Below are 18,138 nucleotides of genomic sequence, written 5' to 3' on the forward strand. Positions count from 1 at the left end.
CTTGCCGCAAACAGTGTTCGCCCAGAGCTGGGAACCATCGACGCGAACCGAGCCCGGGGGTACGATCTGAGCAACTACTCGAGCTGCGGAGGAATATCATGACTACTCGCCTGAACCCTTATCTGAGCTTCAAGGACAACGCCAAAGAGGCTATGGAGTTTTACCAGAGCGTCTTCGGCGGCGAGCTGACCGCCAGCACCTTCGCGGAGTTCAACGCCCCGGTGGAAGCCAATGAGGCTAACCTGATCATGCACTCTCAGCTGGAAACCGCTGGCGGCCTGACCCTCATGGCCTCCGACACTCCTTCGCATATGGAGTTCAAGCCCGGTAACACCTATTCGGTGTCGCTCAGCGGTGAAGACGAAGCCGAGCTGCGAGGTTACTGGGAGAAGCTCTCCGACGGCGGCATCGTGGCGATGCCGCTGGAGAAAGCACCCTGGGGAGACAGCTTCGGAATGTGCAATGACAAATTCGGCATCGCCTGGCTGGTCAACATCAGCGGAGGCCAGCAGTAAGGTTTAGCGGCCGGCGGTCACCCGTTCAGAGGCCTGCGGCCTTCTGGAGCAGTTCGGTAGTTGCCTCCCAGAGCCGGTTCTCCCGGTCGCGGTCCCGGGCGAAGGGGGCGACCTCGATCACCCGATCGACCTCGATAAAAGCACCGTCGCGGAGCTCTTCCCAGCGGCTGTCGAGAGCCACCGAGGCGAGCGCCGGTGCCGACCGCTCCGGCGTCGTCGCCCCCGGCATCCGCGCCATCATCCGCGATATCGCCTGCACCGCCGCGCCCTGCTCTCGGGAGAGGCCGGTGCCGGGCATCCAGCCCGGCTCGAACACCACGACGGCGACCCCGTCGCCCAGCTTCCGCTGCGCTTCATGGGCGTAGTAGATGAGGGCGAGCTTGGCGTTTGCATAGGCGATGGCAGCGGCCTTGGTGCTCTTCGAGGTGCCGGCGGCGGCCGGCGTGGCCAGCTCGACGGGATCGCGCCAGACCGGCCGGGGCATCCCCATCATGCGCTGCATCAGGCCGGGGTTGTAGAGATTCGAGCTGAGCAGCACGATCCGGGTGGGGGTAGCCGAGGCGCCGATCAGTTTGCGGTGGTGGAGATCGCCGATCAGCTGGGCGTGCGCCAGGTAGTTCACCGCGAACGTCATCTCGAATCCGTCGTGCGAGGCTTCCCGGGTGTCCGCGGAGGACCAGCCGGCGTTTGCGATCACGGTGCTCAGCGGTCGGGCTGCCTCGCTGTCGATGAGTTCCTGCACGGCGGCAGCTGCGGCTCCGACGTCGGCAAGCCGGGAGAGATCGGTGGGAATCTCGTGCACGGTGGCACCGGCTTCACGTGCCTCGCGGGCGATCTCGGCTAGTTTTGGCCCAGCCCTTCCGACCAGCAGCAGGTCAGGACGGGTTGATTGAGGACGGCGCGCCAGTTCGAGGGTGGTGGCGCGGCCAAGTCCGCCGGTAGGGCCGGTGATCAGGACGGATCCGACGGTGCTGGAGGTGTGCGGCATGGCGTTTCAGACTTTCAGTCGATGGGTGGTGATGAGGCGGTGAGGATTTACCAGGGCAAAACGCCGTCGTCCTCTTGAACGGTCCCGGTGGGACCCGAGGCGCCGATGGTCGCCATCCGGACCACCACCTTGGCGCTTTCCGAGGCGGGACGCCCGCCGTCGTACCCTGCGATCAGGTCGGTCGCCGTCAGCCCCGGCTCGACCGCGTTGAACTTGATCCCGGGCTCCGCCTTGGCGTACTGAACTGTCAGCATCGTCACAGCGGCTTTGGAGGCTGCGTAGACCCCCGCCGGTTGCAGGGACTCGGTTCTCTCCGGATTGGTCACCGCCCAGAACGAGCCGAGACCGCTGGTGACGTTGACCACGACCGGCACCTCGGATTTACGCAATAAGGGCAACGCCGCCTGGGTGACGCGCACCACTCCAACCGGGTTCGTGTTGAACACCTGCAGCGCATCGGGGCCGAACGGTGCAGTGGGCACGATGCCGGCGTTGTTCACCAGCACATCGAGGTGGCCCTCCGCTTCATCGATCTGCTGTAAGGCTGCCGCCACAGAGGCGTCATCCGTGACGTCAAGTTGAACGAAGTGAGCACCTAAGTCCTTGGCTGCGGCCTGCCCGCGTTCAATACTGCGGGCACCGAGGTAGACCTTGTGCCCGAGTTCGAGTAGCTGTCGTGCTGTTTCATATCCGATGCCTTTATTGGCTCCGGTGATCAGTGTGATTGTCATGACTTCAGCTTTCTGGAAACATCGAGAGCCAACCAGTGGTCCCGTTTTCGTAGGACTGCCAGGTCCAGGACAAAGCCCCTCTCGCCGTGCACACTGGAAGCATGGAAACCTGGGAATTCGGACAGACACTGCGTCGCTGGCGTGATCGAGTCACACCGGAAGCTGTCGGTGTACCGGCTGGCGGCCGACGTCGCGCCTCCGGACTGCGCCGTGAAGAACTAGCCAGCCTGGTAGGCATCTCGGCGGATTACCTGACCCGCCTCGAGCAGGGCAGAGCCACCTCCCCCTCGGCCCAGGTCGTCGAATCCCTCGCCCGGGCACTGCGCTTACCCGATCAAGAGCGGGACTTGCTCTACCAGCTGGCGGGCCACGCCACCCCGGGGCCCGATATGGTCCCCTCACGGATTACCGCGAGCGTACAGCGGATATTGGATCGGCTATCCAACACCCCGGTCGCCGTCTTCGACGCCACCTGGACGCTGATCCTCGCCAATGCGCCGTACAACGCTCTGCTGGGCGAGACCTCAGCCTGGCACGGTCTGGAACGCAATGCCTTGTGGCGCAACTTCACCGGCTTGGGCTCCCGGGTGCTGCACACCCCCGAGGAGCGAGCGGAACTTCAGGCGGGGCAGGTGACCGACCTCAGGATGACGGCGAGCCGGTACCCGGCCGACCGGAGCCTGAAATCGCTGATCGCCGAACTGCGCTCCCGGAGCCCTCGATTTCAGCAGCTGTGGGAATCGGGGGAAGTTCCGAACCGGGAGAACACCTCGAAGCACAAGATCATCGAGCACCCCGCGGTCGGGCGGATCACGCTCGACTGCGATGTGCTCTTCGTCGCCACCGATGACCTGAGGATGATGATCTATACCGCAGAACCAGGCACCGCAGATGCCGACCGGCTCGCTCTCGCCTTAGTCATCGGCACTCAATCCCTCGTCGAATAGAGAACCAGCGGCCGCGAGATGTTCAGCGGTGCGATATCGTGGTGCTAACCACGTGACACGGGGTGCCCGCAAGGGCTGAGATCACACCCGTCGAACCTGATCTAGTTAGTACTAGCGAAGGGATGTCGCGCATCATGCGCACGCCAGAAGAATTCATTTCACTCAGTCAATCCGCCCTGCTCGCAGTGCGCTCCGAAGCGCCGCTGGTGCAGTGCATCACTAATAGCGTGGTGGTGAATTTCACCGCGAACGTACTGCTCGCCCTGGGAGCTTCCCCCGCGATGGTGGACATTCCAGAGGAAGCAGAGCCCTTTGCCCGGGTGGCCTCTGGCTTGCTGCTGAACCTGGGCACTCCCACCGCCGAACACCGTCAAGCCATGCTGCGCGCGGTGGCCGGGGCGAGTTCCGCCGGCACCCCGTGGGTGATCGACCCGGTCGCTATTGGCTCACTGCCGGTGCGGACCGAACTCGCGATGCGGCTCAGGGAGCTGAAACCCGATGTCATCCGCGGCAATGCCTCGGAGATCATCGCCCTGGCTGGAAACGGCCCAGGCGGGCGAGGAGTGGACGCCGCCCACGGCGTGGAAGCGGCCCTGCCCGCAGCCACCGAACTGGCTGCGGGCGACAGCGTGGTGGCGATCTCCGGCCCGATCGATCTGATCGTCGGCGGACAGTACCGAGTCCGCATCGCCAATGGCACCGATCTGCTCACTAAGGTGACAGGCGGAGGCTGCGCACTGGGAGCGGTGATCGCGGCCTTCGCCGCGACGAGCGAAGATCAACTGAGCACTACGGTAGCCGCCGTCACGGTCTACACCGTGGCCGCCGAGATCGCGGCGGAACGCGCTGCCGGACCGGGTAGCTTCGCCCTGGCCTTCCTTGACGAACTCTCCGCGCTGCGGCCCGAGGACCTCAGCGAACGGGCCCGGATCCAGGTCGAACGAGTGACTCGATGAGCCAGCGAGCCGGGACGGATCTCGATCTCTCCCTCTACCTGGTCACCGATGCGGCTCAGATCGCCGCGCAGGGCAAGTCCTTGACCGACGTCGTCCGCCTGGCGGTCTCCGGCGGCGTCACCGCGGTGCAGCTCCGGGAGAAGACGGCGTCGACGGCTGATTTTTTGCGCACCGTGACCGAAGTCTTCACGGTGCTTCCGGAGCGGGTGAGCCTTTTCGTCAATGATCGGGTCGACGTCTTTCTGGCGGCTCGTGCGCTGGGCTGCCGGGTGACCGGGGTGCATCTGGGCCAGTCCGATCTGCCGATTGCACTGGCCCGCGAACTGATCGGCGAGCAGCCGGTGATCGGGCTGAGTGCAGCCACTCCGGAGGAACTTCGGACCGCCGAGCAGCAAGCGACGCTGATCGACTATCTGGGAATCGGCACCCTGCACCCCAGCAGCACGAAGCCCGATGCACCCGCCGCCCTGGGAATAGAGGGCTTCCGCGAGCTCGTCAAGCAGTGCTCACTGCCCGTGGTGGCGATCGGCGGCATCGGCATCGCCGACCTGCCCGGGCTACGTCGCTCGGGAGCTGCGGGGGCAGCGGTCGTCTCCGCGATCTGCACCGCAAGTGACCCGCTCGCGGCAGCGCAAGAACTCTCCCGGGCCTGGCGGACCGCGCAATGAGCGGCTCGAGCCAACGGTTGCGGCAACTGAGCACCCCACCATCTGGCATCCCTCGGGTACTCAGCATCGCCGGCACCGACCCGAGCGGCGGGGCGGGCATCCAGGCCGATCTGAAGAGCATCGCGGCCCAGGGCGGCTACGGCATGGCGGTGGTCACCGCGCTGGTCGCCCAGAACACCCAGGGAGTCAGCGCGGTGCATGTCCCTCCGGTGAGCTTCTTAGCCGAGCAGCTCACCGCGGTGAGCGACGACGTCGAGATCGACGCGGTCAAGATCGGCATGCTGGCCAACCGCGAAGTGATCAAGACGGTTGCTGACTGGTTGGCTCGGCACCGACCAGCCATTGTGGTGCTGGATCCGGTGATGGTGGCGACCAGCGGGGATCGCTTGCTCGATGAGGACGCCGAAAATGCGCTTCGCGAATTATTGAGCACGGTGGATCTGGTCACCCCCAATCTTCCAGAACTGGCGATTCTGGCCGAGGAAGCTCCTGCGGTCAACTGGCCCGAAGCGCTGGCCCAGGCAGCGCGGCTCGCCAACCGTTACGGAGTCACAGTACTGGCCAAGGGCGGCCATCTGGCAGGAGAGCAGGCCCCCGATGCGCTGATCGAACCTTCCCGCGGTGAGGAGGTAAGGGTGACGCAGTTCCCCGCTCGCCGAATCCGCACCGAGAACACCCACGGCACCGGCTGCTCGCTGTCCGCAGGTCTGGCCACTCGGCGAGCGGCGGGTGAGGATTGGCCCTCCAGCCTCCGCGAAGTGAAGCGCTGGCTGAGCGAGAGCATTGCGCACGGTGCAGAACTCCGGGTTGGCAAGGGCCGGGGTCCGATCAATCACTTCGCCGGTCTCTGGCAGCGAGGTGGCTTAGCCACCAGTGCGAATCCTGAAGATCTAAAGCAGGAGTGGTGGCAGGACATCTCCGCCTGGAGAGCAGCCATCGACGAGCTGCCCTTTATCCGCAAACTCGCCGACGGCAGCCTGGAGCCAGCGAGCTTCCGCTGGTACCTGGCCCAGGACGCTCTCTATCTGCGCGAGTACTCCCGAGGCCTGGCGGAAGCCAGCAAGCTCGCCCCGAGCACCGCCGAGCAAGCCTTCTGGGCGGCGAGCGCGCAGAACGCGATTGCCACCGAGCTGGGACTACACCGAGACTGGCTCGGCGCCGAGACGGTGTTCGAGCAAGAGCCGAGCCAAACCACTACTCACTACCTTCAGCACCTGCACGCCTGCCGGGATAGCTATCCGCTTTTGATCGCCGCGCTGCTGCCCTGCTTCTGGCTCTATCACGACGTCGGAAGCCGCTTGCAGCACGCCGTCACGGAACAGCATCCTTACCGGAGCTGGCTGGAGACCTACGCCGATCCGGAGTTCACGGAAGCCACCCGCCGAGCCATTGATTTCGTGATGACGGCCGCAGTGCAAGCCGGGCCAGCTGAGCGGAGCGCCATGCAGCGGGCCTTCCGCATCTCGGCTGAACACGAACGGGACTTCTTCGCCGCGCCGCTGCTCCGCTGCTCCGCTGAGGCACTGTCAGGATATTCCCAGCTAAATCCGCACCTCGAAGCAGAGACAAGGATGTGAATTTGCTATAAAGTTCCTGTGAGCGCAATCACTTGTTGACCGGGGACAATCAACAAGAAAGGCAATAATGCGAAAGACTGTCAAAGCGACGATGCTTGGGTTGGCTGCTCTTGGCCTCATCCTCACTGGAGGAGCCACCGCGAATGCCGCGGTTCCGGCTCCTAAGATTGTCGGCGGCACCACCGCCACCATCAGCGACTATGCACCCATCGTCGCGGTGAACCAGGCCTCTAACGGGGATAACTGGTGCGGCGGCACCTTGATCGCGCCCAAGAAAGTTCTCACCGCGGCGCACTGCGTACTCACGGGAAGCGGCAGCAAGCGGCCTACCAGCTTCTTCAAGATCAATGGTGGCAGCGCTAACCGCACCGGCGGCCCGAACACCTCCTCCGTGAGCAGCGTCTGGGCCAATCCGGACTACGCCAGCACCGGCGAAGGCGACTACGCCATCCTGACACTTTCCACCGCCTTCACCGGCCCGGTCGCCACCCTGGAGACGAACCCCGCGGTCTACGCGGCAGGCACCAACGCCGTAGTCCTCGGCTGGGGCGACACCACGGGAAATGGCACCTACCAGAACAAGCTCCGTAAGGTCACCGTGCCGATCACCAGCAACTCAAGCTGCTCCTCGGCCTATGGCTCCGATTTCGACGCCACCTCGATGGTCTGCGCCGGTCTCAGCCAGGGCGGCAAGGACTCCTGCCAGGGCGATTCCGGTGGCCCCCTGGTGATCGGCGGCAAGCTGGTCGGCATCGTCTCCTGGGGCAATGGCTGTGCGCTTGCCGGTTATCCGGGCGTCTACACCCGGGTCACCACCTATACGGCTGACATCCTCTCGCGGATCTGAGTTCACAGCTTCACAGCGTGAATTCTGAACGCTCTCCGTGGTGGTCCCGGCTCCGGTCGGGGCCACCACTTTTTAACCCCCGCCGAGTGTGCAGATCTACATCTTAAACCCACTTTAAAACATGTAGATCTGCATACTCGGTAGAGTTCAGAGCAATCGCCGGAAGCGTCCTGCTCAGAAGGCAGCGATCAATCCAGATTCGGTGCGGGCGAATAGGTTCATTGGCCAGCGCCTTGCGGCATCCGTCAGGCACATCTTGCAAACCAAGAGGACGCTGCCGCAGAATATTGCGCCAAAAATTTTATGTGCTCGGCCAGGCGTCCGGGAAGCCTGGCACTGACATGGTGAGGAAGTTATCCACTGTGTTCAAAAAACCATCAGAGGGATGGTGTTAACTGAAACCTCCGCCATTTAATCCATACTTGGTGCTTTTGGTGCAGAGTGGTGGATTGAGCAAGGAAAAAATTACATAACGATAGTGAGACACTGAAGGAAAATCACGATGAAGAGACTGATTACAGCGCTTGCAACGGTTGCCGCACTAGGAGCCTTAGGGCTTAGTGCAGCTCCAGTGCAGGCTTCGGAAACAAAGAATGACCCACTGAGCCAATTGGCGAAAATTGGGTTGTACAACCCATCTGGATCTGCCACTGGCCTCAAAGAGCGTGTAGCGAAACAGCCTCAATCAGCATCTGCTGCTGTGATCAATGAAGGTCTCAAAGTGGCAGGACCTAACACATCATCGGCCCTAACAATGAAACCTGTTGGTGACCTCAAGGCATCTTCGGCTGATGGCGCCTTAGTCTTCAAAAGTTCTGCAAACTATAGCTATGTTTTGACTGACGCAACTTCCGGGGCAACAGCTGGGTATAGCATCATCGGTTCAAAGGATTCTCCAACAGAGTACAGCTATGAAATCAACGTCGGTGGGAAACCAGCCAAGCTTTCAGCTACACAAAGTGGCTCGATTTTGGTTTCTGACCATGGCGGCAAGGCTAACAACCTCATTGCTCCGGCATGGGCAAAAGATGCGACTGGTAAAGCACTCAAGACTACTTACTCCGTCTCAAATAACGTCGTAACTCAGAAAATAGATTTTTCCAACGCTCAGTTCCCCGTGATTGCAGACCCTAGGCTCCAAAAAGATTGGCTCAACAACACGGTGGAATTTACTCGCGGCGAAACAGCAACCGCTGCTGATAGTGCTGGTGGATTTGCGCTTATCTGCGGAGGAGCAGTTGCATTGCTGCCAGTTGCAGCTGCTTGTGGAGTGCTCGCCGGTGCGTCTGTCGTCGTCGCGAACAATGCTAGGAACCAAGGTAAGTGCCTGGGTATCCGCTGGGGAAATGGGTTCCCTATCCCGGGTGCTCCGTATCCCGTTATTGTCGATTGCTACGCTTAGGCAGAGAAGTCAAATTTTTGGAGGGCGGCATAGCTATGGACTTGATGCAGATGACTAAGGAAGTGAGACGGCTAGCGTTTCGAAGCCAGTTCTTAATTTTGACCGTGGCTGTTTTTTCCGCATCGCTCGTTCTATTGATTCTTCAATACATTGTTTTCCCAGGTGAGAGGTCGTTTACGACATTATCCTCAACTCTCGTTCCGATTATGTGGGTTTTTTTCGTGGCTTTCCTTGCCATTCGGGCTAAGAAAAATTTGAACCAACGGTAACCCGGAAGGCCTATCTGCAATATAGTTCCTACCTCAGTTCAATTCTCGATCCTGATCATCTTGTACCGGGTTTTAGCTACTGTCGTAGCTACTGGGGGTGTGGTTTGTTGTCAGATATATCCGCAAGGTGCAGAAAATCAACGTAGAGCTCGAAGAACCGAGGCAAGAGCGCAGAATGCCCTGACCAGGATATCCAGGGCATTCTGCGCTCTACTGATTTTGCATTGCCATCAGCGCCGTTCTCTTGCGGAGGCGGCCAGCGTTGTTTTGCTGTGCTGGAGCTCAGTGGGTTTTTGTGTTTGGTGGTCTCAACTGATCATTCTGAGGGCGCGTCCTGCTGTGTCGGCGCGTTTTTCATGAGTTAGAGCAATTTATTTGAGGGCTGCTCGTGAGCGCGGTCAGTGAACAGGTCTTTTTGTAGTGTCTTTAGAAGGTTTTCGTACTCTTGCCATCTCAGCTGAGCTATCTCAGTGAAGACCTTGAATAGGGGTTCGGCAGGAGCGAATCCTTCGGTCAGTAAGTCAGTGAGCGTGATGCGCCATTGACCGCTGGTGTCGCTGTAGACTCTGGAGAATTTGCCTTGGTCTAGCCTGCGTCTGAGGGTGAGCGCGAAGTTCCGGTGTGCCGGCAAGCTTCACTGGGGTGTCCATTTCGGGCCACCGCTTTTAACCCCCGCCGAGTGTGCAGATCTACATCTTAAAACCACTTTAAAACATGTAGATCTGCACACTCGGTAGAGTTCAGAGCAATCGCCGAAAGCATAAACGAGGAGGAATCATGAAATACGCCATCCTGATCTACTCGAACCCACAGCCCTGGGGCCACCCCACCGCCGACTATCTGGAGGTTTATCAGACGTTCCCCGCGGAACGGCGGGCCTTGATGGACCAGGAGTTCGACGAGTTGCTAGCCGAACTTCAGAGCAAGGGGGAACTCATCAGCGCCGAAGCACTCGGAGATCCTGCGGCGTCCACGCTCTACCGCTGGGGTGAAGAAGGCGAGAAGCTCGCCACCAAAGGGCCCTACGCTGAACGGCCCGAGCACCTCGCGGGATATTTCCTGATCAAGGTTTCCTCGCAGCAGCGGGCAGAACAGATTGCCGCCGGATTTTCCGGGCCGGGTGAAACCATCGAACTGCGCCCGGTCTTCGGCTCCTGAAAACCTAGCGAGACACTAAGAGAGCCCTCATCCCGGTTCGGGATGAGGGCTCTCAATGGTGCGCGAGGGGGGATTTGAACCCCCACACCCTTTCGGATACTGGCACCTGAAGCCAGCGCGTCTGCCGTTCCGCCACTCGCGCAAAGTGTCAATTCCGACTTGGCCGATATCAAAACCCTCGGCAAGCTGGAATCACAGCGAAAACAAGCATAGCGGAAACTTGGCTAATACTCCTAAACAGCACGTGAAAATCCCGGTTTGACGGGCCTCGAGAAGGCTCTGGAGCTGACTTTTCCACAAGCCGGAACGCCCTTCCTTAAGGCCTTTAACAGTTCTACCAAGTAGTATCTAGGCGATAAGTAGTTCAGCGGGTGGTGGCAACTAGCCACTTTTCCGGCTCTGCAGGCAGACACCGCGACGACAAGAGGAGGTGACCGTGGGAATACTCGACAACGTGGAACGCGGCTTAGAAAAAGCTGTCCGAGGCGTTTTTTCCCGCGGTTCCAAATCGCAGGTTCAGCCGGTGGAGATCGCCAGTGCGCTGCGTCGCGAAATGGACGATAAGTCGATGACGCTCGCTGCGGGACGCACCCTTGCCCCCAATGTCTTCGACACCCGGCTCAGCGAAGCAGATTTTGAGCGCGCGCGTTCCTGGGGAGTCGCCCTCGCCGAAGAGCTTTGCGACGTCGCCATCCGGCACGCCAGGTCGCAGGGCTACACCCTGCAGGGCCCCGTCCGGGTCTCCTTCACCCAGGACCTGGAACTCAAAGCGGGCAATTTCGAGATCATCTCGAATACTCAAAAGAGTGATGGGCAACCCCAACAACAGGCTCAGCGGGCGCAGCCGAGCTACCCCGGGCAGCGCCCCAGCCAAGCCCCTCGCCCTCCGGCCAGGCCAGCGGTGCCGGCACAAGCGGCGGAGAACCTGCAGGCTGTCCTGGACATCGACGGCCAGCGATATTCCCTGAACGCCTCGTCGATCGTGCTGGGACGCTCCTCAGAAGCAGATATTCTGGTAGACGACACCGGCGTCTCACGGCAGCACCTAGAGATTCGGATCGAACCGGGCCGCGCCACCGCCGTCGACCTCGGCTCCACCAATGGAAGCTTCGTCAATGGTTCCCGGGTCAACGGCAGTCTGGAACTGAGCGACGGAGCGATGATCTCGATTGGCCGGACCAGAATGACCTTCCGTTGGCTTCCGGTCAAGGGAGGCCGTGGATGATCGAAACAAGCACGCTGACCCTGACCGTACTGCGCTTTGGCTTCCTGTTCCTGCTCTGGATCCTGATCTTCAGCATCATCACCGCGATGCGCCGGGATCTGGCGATCGGCCGCAAGGCGCGCACCGGCGCTCCGACGGCCCGGCAGGTCCGCAAGCACCCCGAACTGGTGGAAGAACCACCGGCCCGTCAGCAGGCTCACCAACTCGTGGTCACCGAGGGTCCCCTGAGCGGGCAGGTCATCCCACTCGGCAATAGCCCGATCCTGCTCGGTAGAGCCCAGGAGTCCACCCTGGTACTGGAGGACGATTATGCCTCGGGACGGCACGCCAGGCTCTTCCCGCAGGGCAGCCGATGGTTCATCGAGGACCTCGGCTCGACCAATGGCACCTACCTGGCAGATCAGCAGCTCACTCGCTCGCTCCCGGTGGAAATCGGCGTCCCCGTTCGGATCGGTAAGACGGTCATCGAATTGAGGCCGTAATGGCCGGTCCGTTGATTCTGCGTTACGCAGCACGTTCCGATGTGGGCAAGATTCGCGCGAAAAACGATGACTCGGCCTACGCCGGGCAGTATCTCGCGGTGGTCGCCGATGGCATGGGCGGTCACGCCGGAGGCGATGTGGCGAGCGCTTCGACGGTGCTCGACCTGATCCATCTGGATCGGGATGGTTATCGTGGCGACGCCGGAACCATCCTGGCCGATGAGATCCAGACCGCAAACTCGCTGCTTTCCGAGATGGTGCACGTGAATCCGAAGCTGACCGGAATGGGCACCACCGTCACAGCGGTCCTGCTCTCCGAAGGAAAGCTGGAGTTCGCGCACATCGGCGATTCCCGGGCTTATCGGCTCAAGGACGGTGTCTTCGAGCAGATCAGCACCGATCACACCTTCGTCCAGCGGCTGATCGAAGAGGGCCGACTGACTCCGGAAGAAGCCGAGACTCACCCACATAAAAATGTGCTGATGCGGGTGCTAGGAGACGTCGATGCCTCACCGGAGTTGGATCTCACCAGCTTCGAAGCAAGTCCCGGCGAGCGCTGGTTGCTCTGCTCCGACGGACTGAACTTCGTAGACCTTCCAGTGGTGGAACAGGTCTTCCGGGAGACCTCTTCACTCAGTGAGTGCGCGGAAAAACTGATCGAGCTCACTCTCGGGGTGGGCTCGCCGGACAATGTCACGGTTGTCGTGATCGAGGTTTCCGAAGCCAGTGCCGATGATCTGCGCACCGATCAATTCGAGGTTGTGCCGCCCGCCGAGGAACAACTTCTCGAGCTGCCAGAGACGGCTGTGCCCGAGTCAGTGATAAGCACCGCAGAACAACAGCCGGCCGCTGCCGCAGCTGAACTCACCGAGCAGAGCAGCGACACTCCGGTGGGCACAGATAGCCCTTCCGCTGCTGTACAGAGCACCGATGGGCAGCCACTCGGCAGCCATATCGCTGCGGATGTGGTGCGTGAGGATTTGGCCCATCGGCCTCACGAGCTCGTCGGGGCAGCGATCACCGCCGCCGCCGAAGGCAAGATCCCGATGGTCGCTGGCCGTTCCACTTCCCGGCGGGCAGCTGCTGTGCTGACCCACAAGCCCGAGCAAGCCGAGGACGAGGAAGTGCTCAGCTCAGAGCCGCCGAAGCGACGCCGCTGGTTCACCTTGGCGGTAAGCGCACTGCTGCTCGTAGTGATCGTTGGCGGCGCCTGGCTGGGCTATGCCTGGACTCAGACTCGCTACTATGTGGGCGAATACCACGGCAAAGTGGCGATCTTCAACGGCATCTCGCAATCCCTCGGGCCGATCCAGCTCTCCCGCGTCTACACCGAGACCCCGGTCACCGTGGATTCGCTCCCCGAGTTCTCCCGCCAGCGACTGGCCCAGACACTGGCCGCCGCGACCCTCACCGATGCCAATCAAATCGTCTCCGATCTGCAACTGGGCATCGTCAGCCCGCCCGGCAGCGAAAATCCCAGCCCGAGCTCCAAGCCGAGCTCTTCTCCTTCGGGAGGGAAACCCAGCTCTAGTCCGAGCAGCTGCCCCAGCTCAGGTTCAGCAAAGCCCAGTGGCTCAGCCTCTCCGTCCGCTACCGGCAACTCAAGTGCCAGCCCAGACTGCAAAGGAGGTCGGCCATGAGTCAGGTTCTGACCGTCCCCAAACCACGTCGCAATACCGAGCTGGTGCTGTTGATCTTCGCCCTGGTGATCGCGATCGGCGCATATGCCCTGGTGGATATAAATCTGGACGTCCCGCTGAGCGGCGATTTCTACCTGCAAGCCCTGATCCTCACCGTGCTCGCCCTCGCGATGCATATCACGCTGCGGTTCCGCGCTAAATATGCTGATCCAGTAATACTTCCGATCGTGATCGCCCTCAATGGTATGGGCCTGGCCATGATTCACCGCCTGGACGTCGCCACCGGCGATAATGCTGGCAGCAGACAGTGGCTGTGGACATCAGTGGCCGCGGTTGCAGCAATCGTGGTGGTCTGGTTCCTCCGGGACCATAAGGTCCTTCGGCGTTTCACCTATATCTCACTCGCGGTGAGTGTTTTGCTCCTGCTGCTGCCCCTCATTCCAGGGATCACCGCGGGAGACGTCAATGGCGCCCGGGTCTGGATCAAGGTCGGACCGGCCACCTTCCAGCCCGGCGAAATCGCTAAGATCACGCTGGCGATTTTCTTCGCCGGTTATCTCTCCTCGAATCGGGATCTGATCCTCTTGGCGGGAAAGAAAATCGGCAAACTGCAGCTCCCCCGGGCACGCGACCTGGGGCCGATGATCGTGGCCTGGCTGGCCAGTGTCGGCGTGCTGGTTTTCCAGCGAGATATTGGCTCCTCGATTCTTTTCTTCGGCCTCTTCATCACGATGATCTACGTCGCGACGAGCCGGATCAGCTGGGTTATTATCGGTGTCTTACTGGTGGCAGTAGGCGGCTTCCTGGCCGTCAGGATCTTCGACCACGTCGCCCTGCGCATCGATTCCTGGGTCAATGCCTTCGATCCGGACGTCTACAACCGAAGCCCCGGCGGCAGTGCGCAGATCGTTCAGGGCCTCTTCGGCATGGCCAGCGGCGGCTTGTTCGGCACCGGCCTGGGGCAAGGCATACCGGAGCGAGTGCCCTTTGCTAATTCAGATATGATCATCGCCTCCTTCGGTGAAGAACTCGGCATGATCGGTCTGCTGGCTATCATTTTGCTCTACGCACTGTTGGTGACCCGCGGTTTCCGAGCCGCGCTAGGCACCCGGGACGCTTTCGGCAAATTGCTCGCCTGCGGGCTCTCCTTCGCCATCGGCTTGCAGTGCTTCGTGGTGATCGGCGGCGTGACCCGCCTCATCCCGCTCACCGGCCTGACCACACCGTTCCTGGCAGCTGGCGGCTCCTCCTTGCTGGCCAACTGGATCATCGTGGCTCTTCTGCTGCTGATCTCCGATGCAGCTCGACGCCCGATCTCCACCACGCCACTGCCCGATGAACCGCAACCGGCTGAGGTCGGCACCGGCAGCAACCCTACGATCAGTATTAGCAAAGACTCCACGGAGGCGGTGAGCACGTCATGAACCAAGCTATTCGCTCTTCCTGGGTGGTTGCTGCCGCCCTCTTTGCCCTCATTCTGGGCTCGGTGACCTATGTGCAGTTCTTTGCGGTCGATTCCTTGCGCACCAACGACTGGAACAGCCGCAGCCTGGAGCAGAGCTACTGTAATGAGCGCGGCGCCATCCTGGTGGGCGGTCAGGCGATCGCGCAGTCCGTGCCATCTCCCGCCGACGATTCCTGCAAATTCACGCGTAAGTACGTCGACCCTGAGGTCTATGCCGGATTGACCGGCTACTACTCGAAGAACTTCGGTTCGACCGCCTTGGAAGCGAGCCTCGATGAGCCGCTGACCGGGCAAGCTCCGGAATTGTTCTATGATCAGATCTCGCAGATCCTGACCGGTTCCCAGCCCAAGGGCTCCTCAGTGGAACTGACCATCGATCCTAAAATCCAGAAACTGGCCTACAGCATGATCCCCAAGGGCGTCACCGGCTCCATCGTGGTGATGAACCCGAAGACCGGTGCGATCATCGCGATGGTTTCGACGCCGAGCTATGACACCAATCTGATGGCCAGTCATAACCCGAATCAGGTGGCGAAGAACTTCGACCAACTGACGCAATCCGCGCAATACAAAGACTTCCAGCAGAACGGCAATATGTACGGCAGTGCCGCTTATAAGCGCACCTATTCCCCGGGCTCGGTCTTCAAGCTCGTCGATACCGCAGCCGCCCTGGCGTCGGGTAAATACAATAAGGACTCGGTGCTGCCCAACCCCGCCAGACTGAATATTCCGGGTGATCCCGTCGGACTGCCCAACTACGTCAGCGGTGGCTGTTCGGCCAGGACTCAGGCAGACTTCGGCTTCGCGTTAGAGCAGTCCTGCAACACCCCCTTTGCCGGCATCGCTCTCGACCTCGGTCAGCAGGCGATCACCGAGCAGGCCGCCAAGTTCGGCTTCAATGACCCCAATGTGAATATCGCCAATAACTCCAATGTGAACACCAAGGCGCCGACTAGTAAGTTCCCCGGCGGCCCTGGCGGTCAGTTGGGCCCGGCCGAACTGGCGCGCAGCGCGGTGGGGCAGCAGGATGTACAGGCCACTCCGCTGGAGGTCGCCATGATGACCTCAGCGATCGCGAATGGCGGCGTGCAGATGAAGCCGAATATCATCCAGGGAGTGCGCACTCCTGACCTCAAACCAGTGACGAGCTTCGACTTCAAACCAGAAGTCCTGCGGCAATCCACCACCCCTGAGATCGCCAAGCAGCTCACCGAATGGATGACCGGTGTGGTCGATAACGGGATCGCCGGCGGTGCGAAGGTTCCCGGCATCGAAGTCGCCGGAAAGACCGGAACCGCGGAGACCGTGACCGATATCCCGGATTCCTCGAAGAACTCCTGGTTCACGGGTTTCGCTCCGGCGAACGATCCGCAGGTAGTAGTTTCAATCATGGTGCAAGGTCAAGACATCCTCACCAGCAATACCCTGACCAGTCCGAACGCAGCAAAACTCATCAAGGCGGTGTTGAATAAGTGAGACCTACTTCAGGCATCACCTTAGGCGGCAGATTCCAGCTCACATCGCGCATCGCCATTGGTGGCATGGGCGAGGTCTGGCGTGCCCAAGACCAATTGCTCGGCCGCACCGTGGCGATCAAGATCCTCAAAGAGGAATACACCGGAGATCCGGGCTTCCTCGAGCGGTTCCGGGCTGAAGCCCGGCACACCGCACTGCTCAACCACATCGGCATCGCCAATGTCTTCGATTACGGCGAAGAGGCCGGTTCGGCTTATCTGGTGATGGAACTGGTCCCGGGCCAGCCGCTTTCGGCGATCATCGAGCAGGAGCACGTGCTCTCCCCGGATCGCACCCTGAGCATCATCGCGCAGACCGCGGAGGCACTGGCCGCCGCCCACGCTCAAGGCTTGGTGCACCGCGACGTCAAACCTGGAAACCTCTTGATCACCCCGGACGACCGGGTCAAGATCACCGATTTCGGCATCGCCCGACTGGCCGACCAGGTTCCGCTCACCCAGACCGGGCAGGTGATGGGCACCGCCCAGTACCTGGCTCCCGAGCAGGCCACCGGCCAGTCCGCCACCGGCTCGAGCGATATCTATTCGCTCGGCATCATCGGCTACGAATGCCTCACCGGGCACCGTCCGTTCTCCGGCGAATCGCAGATCGCCATAGCGCTGGCCCAGGTCAATGATGCCCCGCCGCCACTGCCGGAGTCGCTTCCGACGCCGGTGCGCGCGCTGTTGATGTCAATGCTCGCCAAGGATCCCGCCAATCGCCCGGCGGACGCCACCAGGCTGGCCGAAGCAGCAGAAGCTATCCGGCGCGGCGATATCCAGGCTGCCCACGCGGCGGTTCCCGGAATGCTGCTCTTCGAGTCCGCTACCGGGCCGATCACCGCCCCGGTGGATCTCGGCGGCACTGCTCCCACCTCCGTGGTGGGTGCGCCGATCGTCGCTGAAAGCTCAGCCCCGGCTACCTCCGCGATGCCGACCTTGAGCCGAGCGGACGCGCTGGCGGCCGAACGACAATGGCAGCCCGAAGACGATCAGGAGATCCTGGACGGCGAAGAAGAACCGCCCGCGACACGCAAGCGCAGCCCGTGGACCTGGCCTCTCGTGGCCTTAATCGTGCTGGCACTCTTCGTGATCGGCGCGCTGATCGCCAATCAGGCCGGTTGGTTCAACTCCCGGCCGAACAACAGCCCGTCGACGAGTTCCAGCCAAGCGAGTCAGAGCTCGTCGACTCCGAGCACGTCGAGTTCCACCCCGAGCACGACGACGCCGTCCTCCACCCCGAGCACCAGCGCGCCGGACACCGTGACGATCCTGCCCGATCAATATCTCGGCAAGCAGTTCGCCGATGTGCAGAATCAACTCATCGGGCTAGGGATGCAGGTCGATCCCGAAGAGGTCTTCGATAGCAGCGCAGCGGGTACGGTGCTCAAGATCTCGCCGACCGGGGCGGTGAAGAAGGGCGACGCGATCAAGGTGACCTATTCCAAGGGCACTGAAAAGGTGAGTGTTCCCGGGTTCGCAGGTAAAACGGCCCAGCAGTACAACAACGATCTGGTGGCCGCGGGTCTGGTCCCAGCGATCACCAGCCAGACCTCGACGACGGTACCCGCGGGCCAAGTGATCTCGGCCACCCCAGGGCCGAACAGCCAGGTCGAAAAGGGCTCGACGGTCAATTACATCGTCTCCACCGGTCCCGCGAAGTCACCTCCAGCCTCGGGCGCACCCGGGGGCAACTAAAAAGCAGTGCCTCACCACCTCGTTCCAGTGAAAGTTCGTCCTGACCAGAAAGGAGT

16 protein-coding genes, 1 tRNA gene and 1 riboswitch are annotated in these 18,138 nt (G+C 61.3%); of the genes, 14 read left to right on the forward strand and 3 right to left on the reverse strand.

Going from position 1 to position 18,138, the window contains the following annotated elements; all coding sequences use genetic code 11:
* Window positions 1–98 precede the first annotated feature (98 nt).
* Window positions 99–515, forward strand: a complete 417-nt coding sequence (locus ABDK06_RS07500) for a VOC family protein (RefSeq protein WP_394940338.1) — start codon at window positions 99–101, stop codon at window positions 513–515.
* Window positions 516–540: 25 nt separating this feature from the next.
* Here ABDK06_RS07500 and ABDK06_RS07505 read toward each other — a convergent pair whose 3' ends face one another.
* Entirely contained in the window at window positions 541–1,503 is a 963-nt protein-coding gene (locus ABDK06_RS07505; protein WP_394940339.1) for an SDR family NAD(P)-dependent oxidoreductase, read from the reverse strand.
* 47 nt (window positions 1,504–1,550) lie between these two features.
* The gene (locus ABDK06_RS07510) at window positions 1,551–2,234 is read right to left on the reverse strand and encodes an SDR family NAD(P)-dependent oxidoreductase (protein WP_394940340.1); all 684 of its coding nucleotides are present in this window, start codon (window positions 2,232–2,234) and stop codon (window positions 1,551–1,553) included.
* A gap of 101 nt (window positions 2,235–2,335) precedes the next feature.
* On the opposite strand from ABDK06_RS07510, the gene ABDK06_RS07515 reads away from it, so the two are divergent.
* From ABDK06_RS07515 to ABDK06_RS07545, 7 genes are all read left to right on the forward strand, one after another.
* Window positions 2,336–3,181, forward strand: a complete 846-nt coding sequence (locus tag ABDK06_RS07515) for a helix-turn-helix transcriptional regulator (protein ID WP_394940341.1) — start codon at window positions 2,336–2,338, stop codon at window positions 3,179–3,181.
* Between the two features lie 48 nt (window positions 3,182–3,229).
* Window positions 3,230–3,321, forward strand: a riboswitch (TPP riboswitch).
* Window positions 3,316–4,137 carry a hydroxyethylthiazole kinase gene (gene thiM / locus ABDK06_RS07520; RefSeq protein WP_394940342.1) on the forward strand — a complete coding sequence of 274 codons (822 nt, stop codon included), beginning with the start codon at window positions 3,316–3,318 and terminating at the stop codon, window positions 4,135–4,137. (Overlaps the previous riboswitch by 6 nt.)
* Complete coding sequence (gene thiE, locus ABDK06_RS07525; RefSeq protein ID WP_394940343.1) at window positions 4,134–4,805, forward strand: thiamine phosphate synthase; 672 nt, start codon at window positions 4,134–4,136, stop codon at window positions 4,803–4,805. The genes thiM and thiE overlap by 4 nt, the downstream gene beginning before the upstream one ends.
* Window positions 4,802–6,382: a bifunctional hydroxymethylpyrimidine kinase/phosphomethylpyrimidine kinase gene (locus tag ABDK06_RS07530; RefSeq protein ID WP_394940344.1), complete on the forward strand. Its 1,581-nt coding sequence runs from the start codon at window positions 4,802–4,804 to the stop codon at window positions 6,380–6,382. Before thiE ends, ABDK06_RS07530 begins: the two co-directional genes overlap by 4 nt.
* 67 nt (window positions 6,383–6,449) lie before the next feature.
* Window positions 6,450–7,229 (forward strand): S1 family peptidase, encoded by a 780-nt coding sequence (locus ABDK06_RS07535; RefSeq protein WP_394940345.1) that lies wholly within the window; start codon window positions 6,450–6,452, stop codon window positions 7,227–7,229.
* Between the two features lie 502 nt (window positions 7,230–7,731).
* Window positions 7,732–8,631 (forward strand): hypothetical protein, encoded by a 900-nt coding sequence (locus tag ABDK06_RS07540; protein ID WP_394940346.1) that lies wholly within the window; start codon window positions 7,732–7,734, stop codon window positions 8,629–8,631.
* A 1,046-nt stretch (window positions 8,632–9,677) separates the two neighbouring features.
* Window positions 9,678–10,058: a YciI family protein gene (locus ABDK06_RS07545; protein ID WP_394940347.1), complete on the forward strand. Its 381-nt coding sequence runs from the start codon at window positions 9,678–9,680 to the stop codon at window positions 10,056–10,058.
* Between the two features lie 56 nt (window positions 10,059–10,114).
* On the opposite strand, the gene ABDK06_RS07550 is transcribed toward ABDK06_RS07545, so the two are convergent.
* Window positions 10,115–10,200: transfer RNA gene (locus ABDK06_RS07550), tRNA-Leu, on the reverse strand.
* A 294-nt stretch (window positions 10,201–10,494) separates the two neighbouring features.
* Here ABDK06_RS07550 and ABDK06_RS07555 point away from each other — a divergent pair.
* Genes ABDK06_RS07555 through ABDK06_RS07580 form a run of 6 tightly spaced genes read left to right on the forward strand, consistent with a single transcriptional unit; the run spans window position 10,495 to window position 18,082 of the window.
* Window positions 10,495–11,283 (forward strand): FhaA domain-containing protein, encoded by a 789-nt coding sequence (locus ABDK06_RS07555; RefSeq protein WP_394940348.1) that lies wholly within the window; start codon window positions 10,495–10,497, stop codon window positions 11,281–11,283.
* A complete protein-coding gene (locus ABDK06_RS07560) occupies window positions 11,280–11,765 on the forward strand; it encodes an FHA domain-containing protein FhaB/FipA (protein ID WP_394940349.1) in 486 nt (161 codons plus the stop codon). Before ABDK06_RS07555 ends, ABDK06_RS07560 begins: the two co-directional genes overlap by 4 nt.
* Window positions 11,765–13,405, forward strand: coding sequence for a PP2C family protein-serine/threonine phosphatase (locus ABDK06_RS07565; RefSeq protein WP_394940350.1), 1,641 nt, complete (start codon window positions 11,765–11,767; stop codon window positions 13,403–13,405). The genes ABDK06_RS07560 and ABDK06_RS07565 overlap by 1 nt, the downstream gene beginning before the upstream one ends.
* The gene (locus ABDK06_RS07570) at window positions 13,402–14,829 is read left to right on the forward strand and encodes an FtsW/RodA/SpoVE family cell cycle protein (RefSeq protein ID WP_394940351.1); all 1,428 of its coding nucleotides are present in this window, start codon (window positions 13,402–13,404) and stop codon (window positions 14,827–14,829) included. The genes ABDK06_RS07565 and ABDK06_RS07570 overlap by 4 nt, the downstream gene beginning before the upstream one ends.
* Window positions 14,826–16,346, forward strand: a complete 1,521-nt coding sequence (locus ABDK06_RS07575) for a penicillin-binding transpeptidase domain-containing protein (RefSeq protein ID WP_394940352.1) — start codon at window positions 14,826–14,828, stop codon at window positions 16,344–16,346. Before ABDK06_RS07570 ends, ABDK06_RS07575 begins: the two co-directional genes overlap by 4 nt.
* Window positions 16,343–18,082 (forward strand): protein kinase domain-containing protein, encoded by a 1,740-nt coding sequence (locus ABDK06_RS07580; protein WP_394940353.1) that lies wholly within the window; start codon window positions 16,343–16,345, stop codon window positions 18,080–18,082. The genes ABDK06_RS07575 and ABDK06_RS07580 overlap by 4 nt, the downstream gene beginning before the upstream one ends.
* The last annotated feature ends 56 nt before the right edge of the window (window positions 18,083–18,138 follow it).

Source organism: Psychromicrobium ferritrahens, from assembly GCF_043789415.1.
Taxonomy (GTDB): Bacteria; Actinomycetota; Actinomycetes; order Actinomycetales; family Micrococcaceae; genus Renibacterium.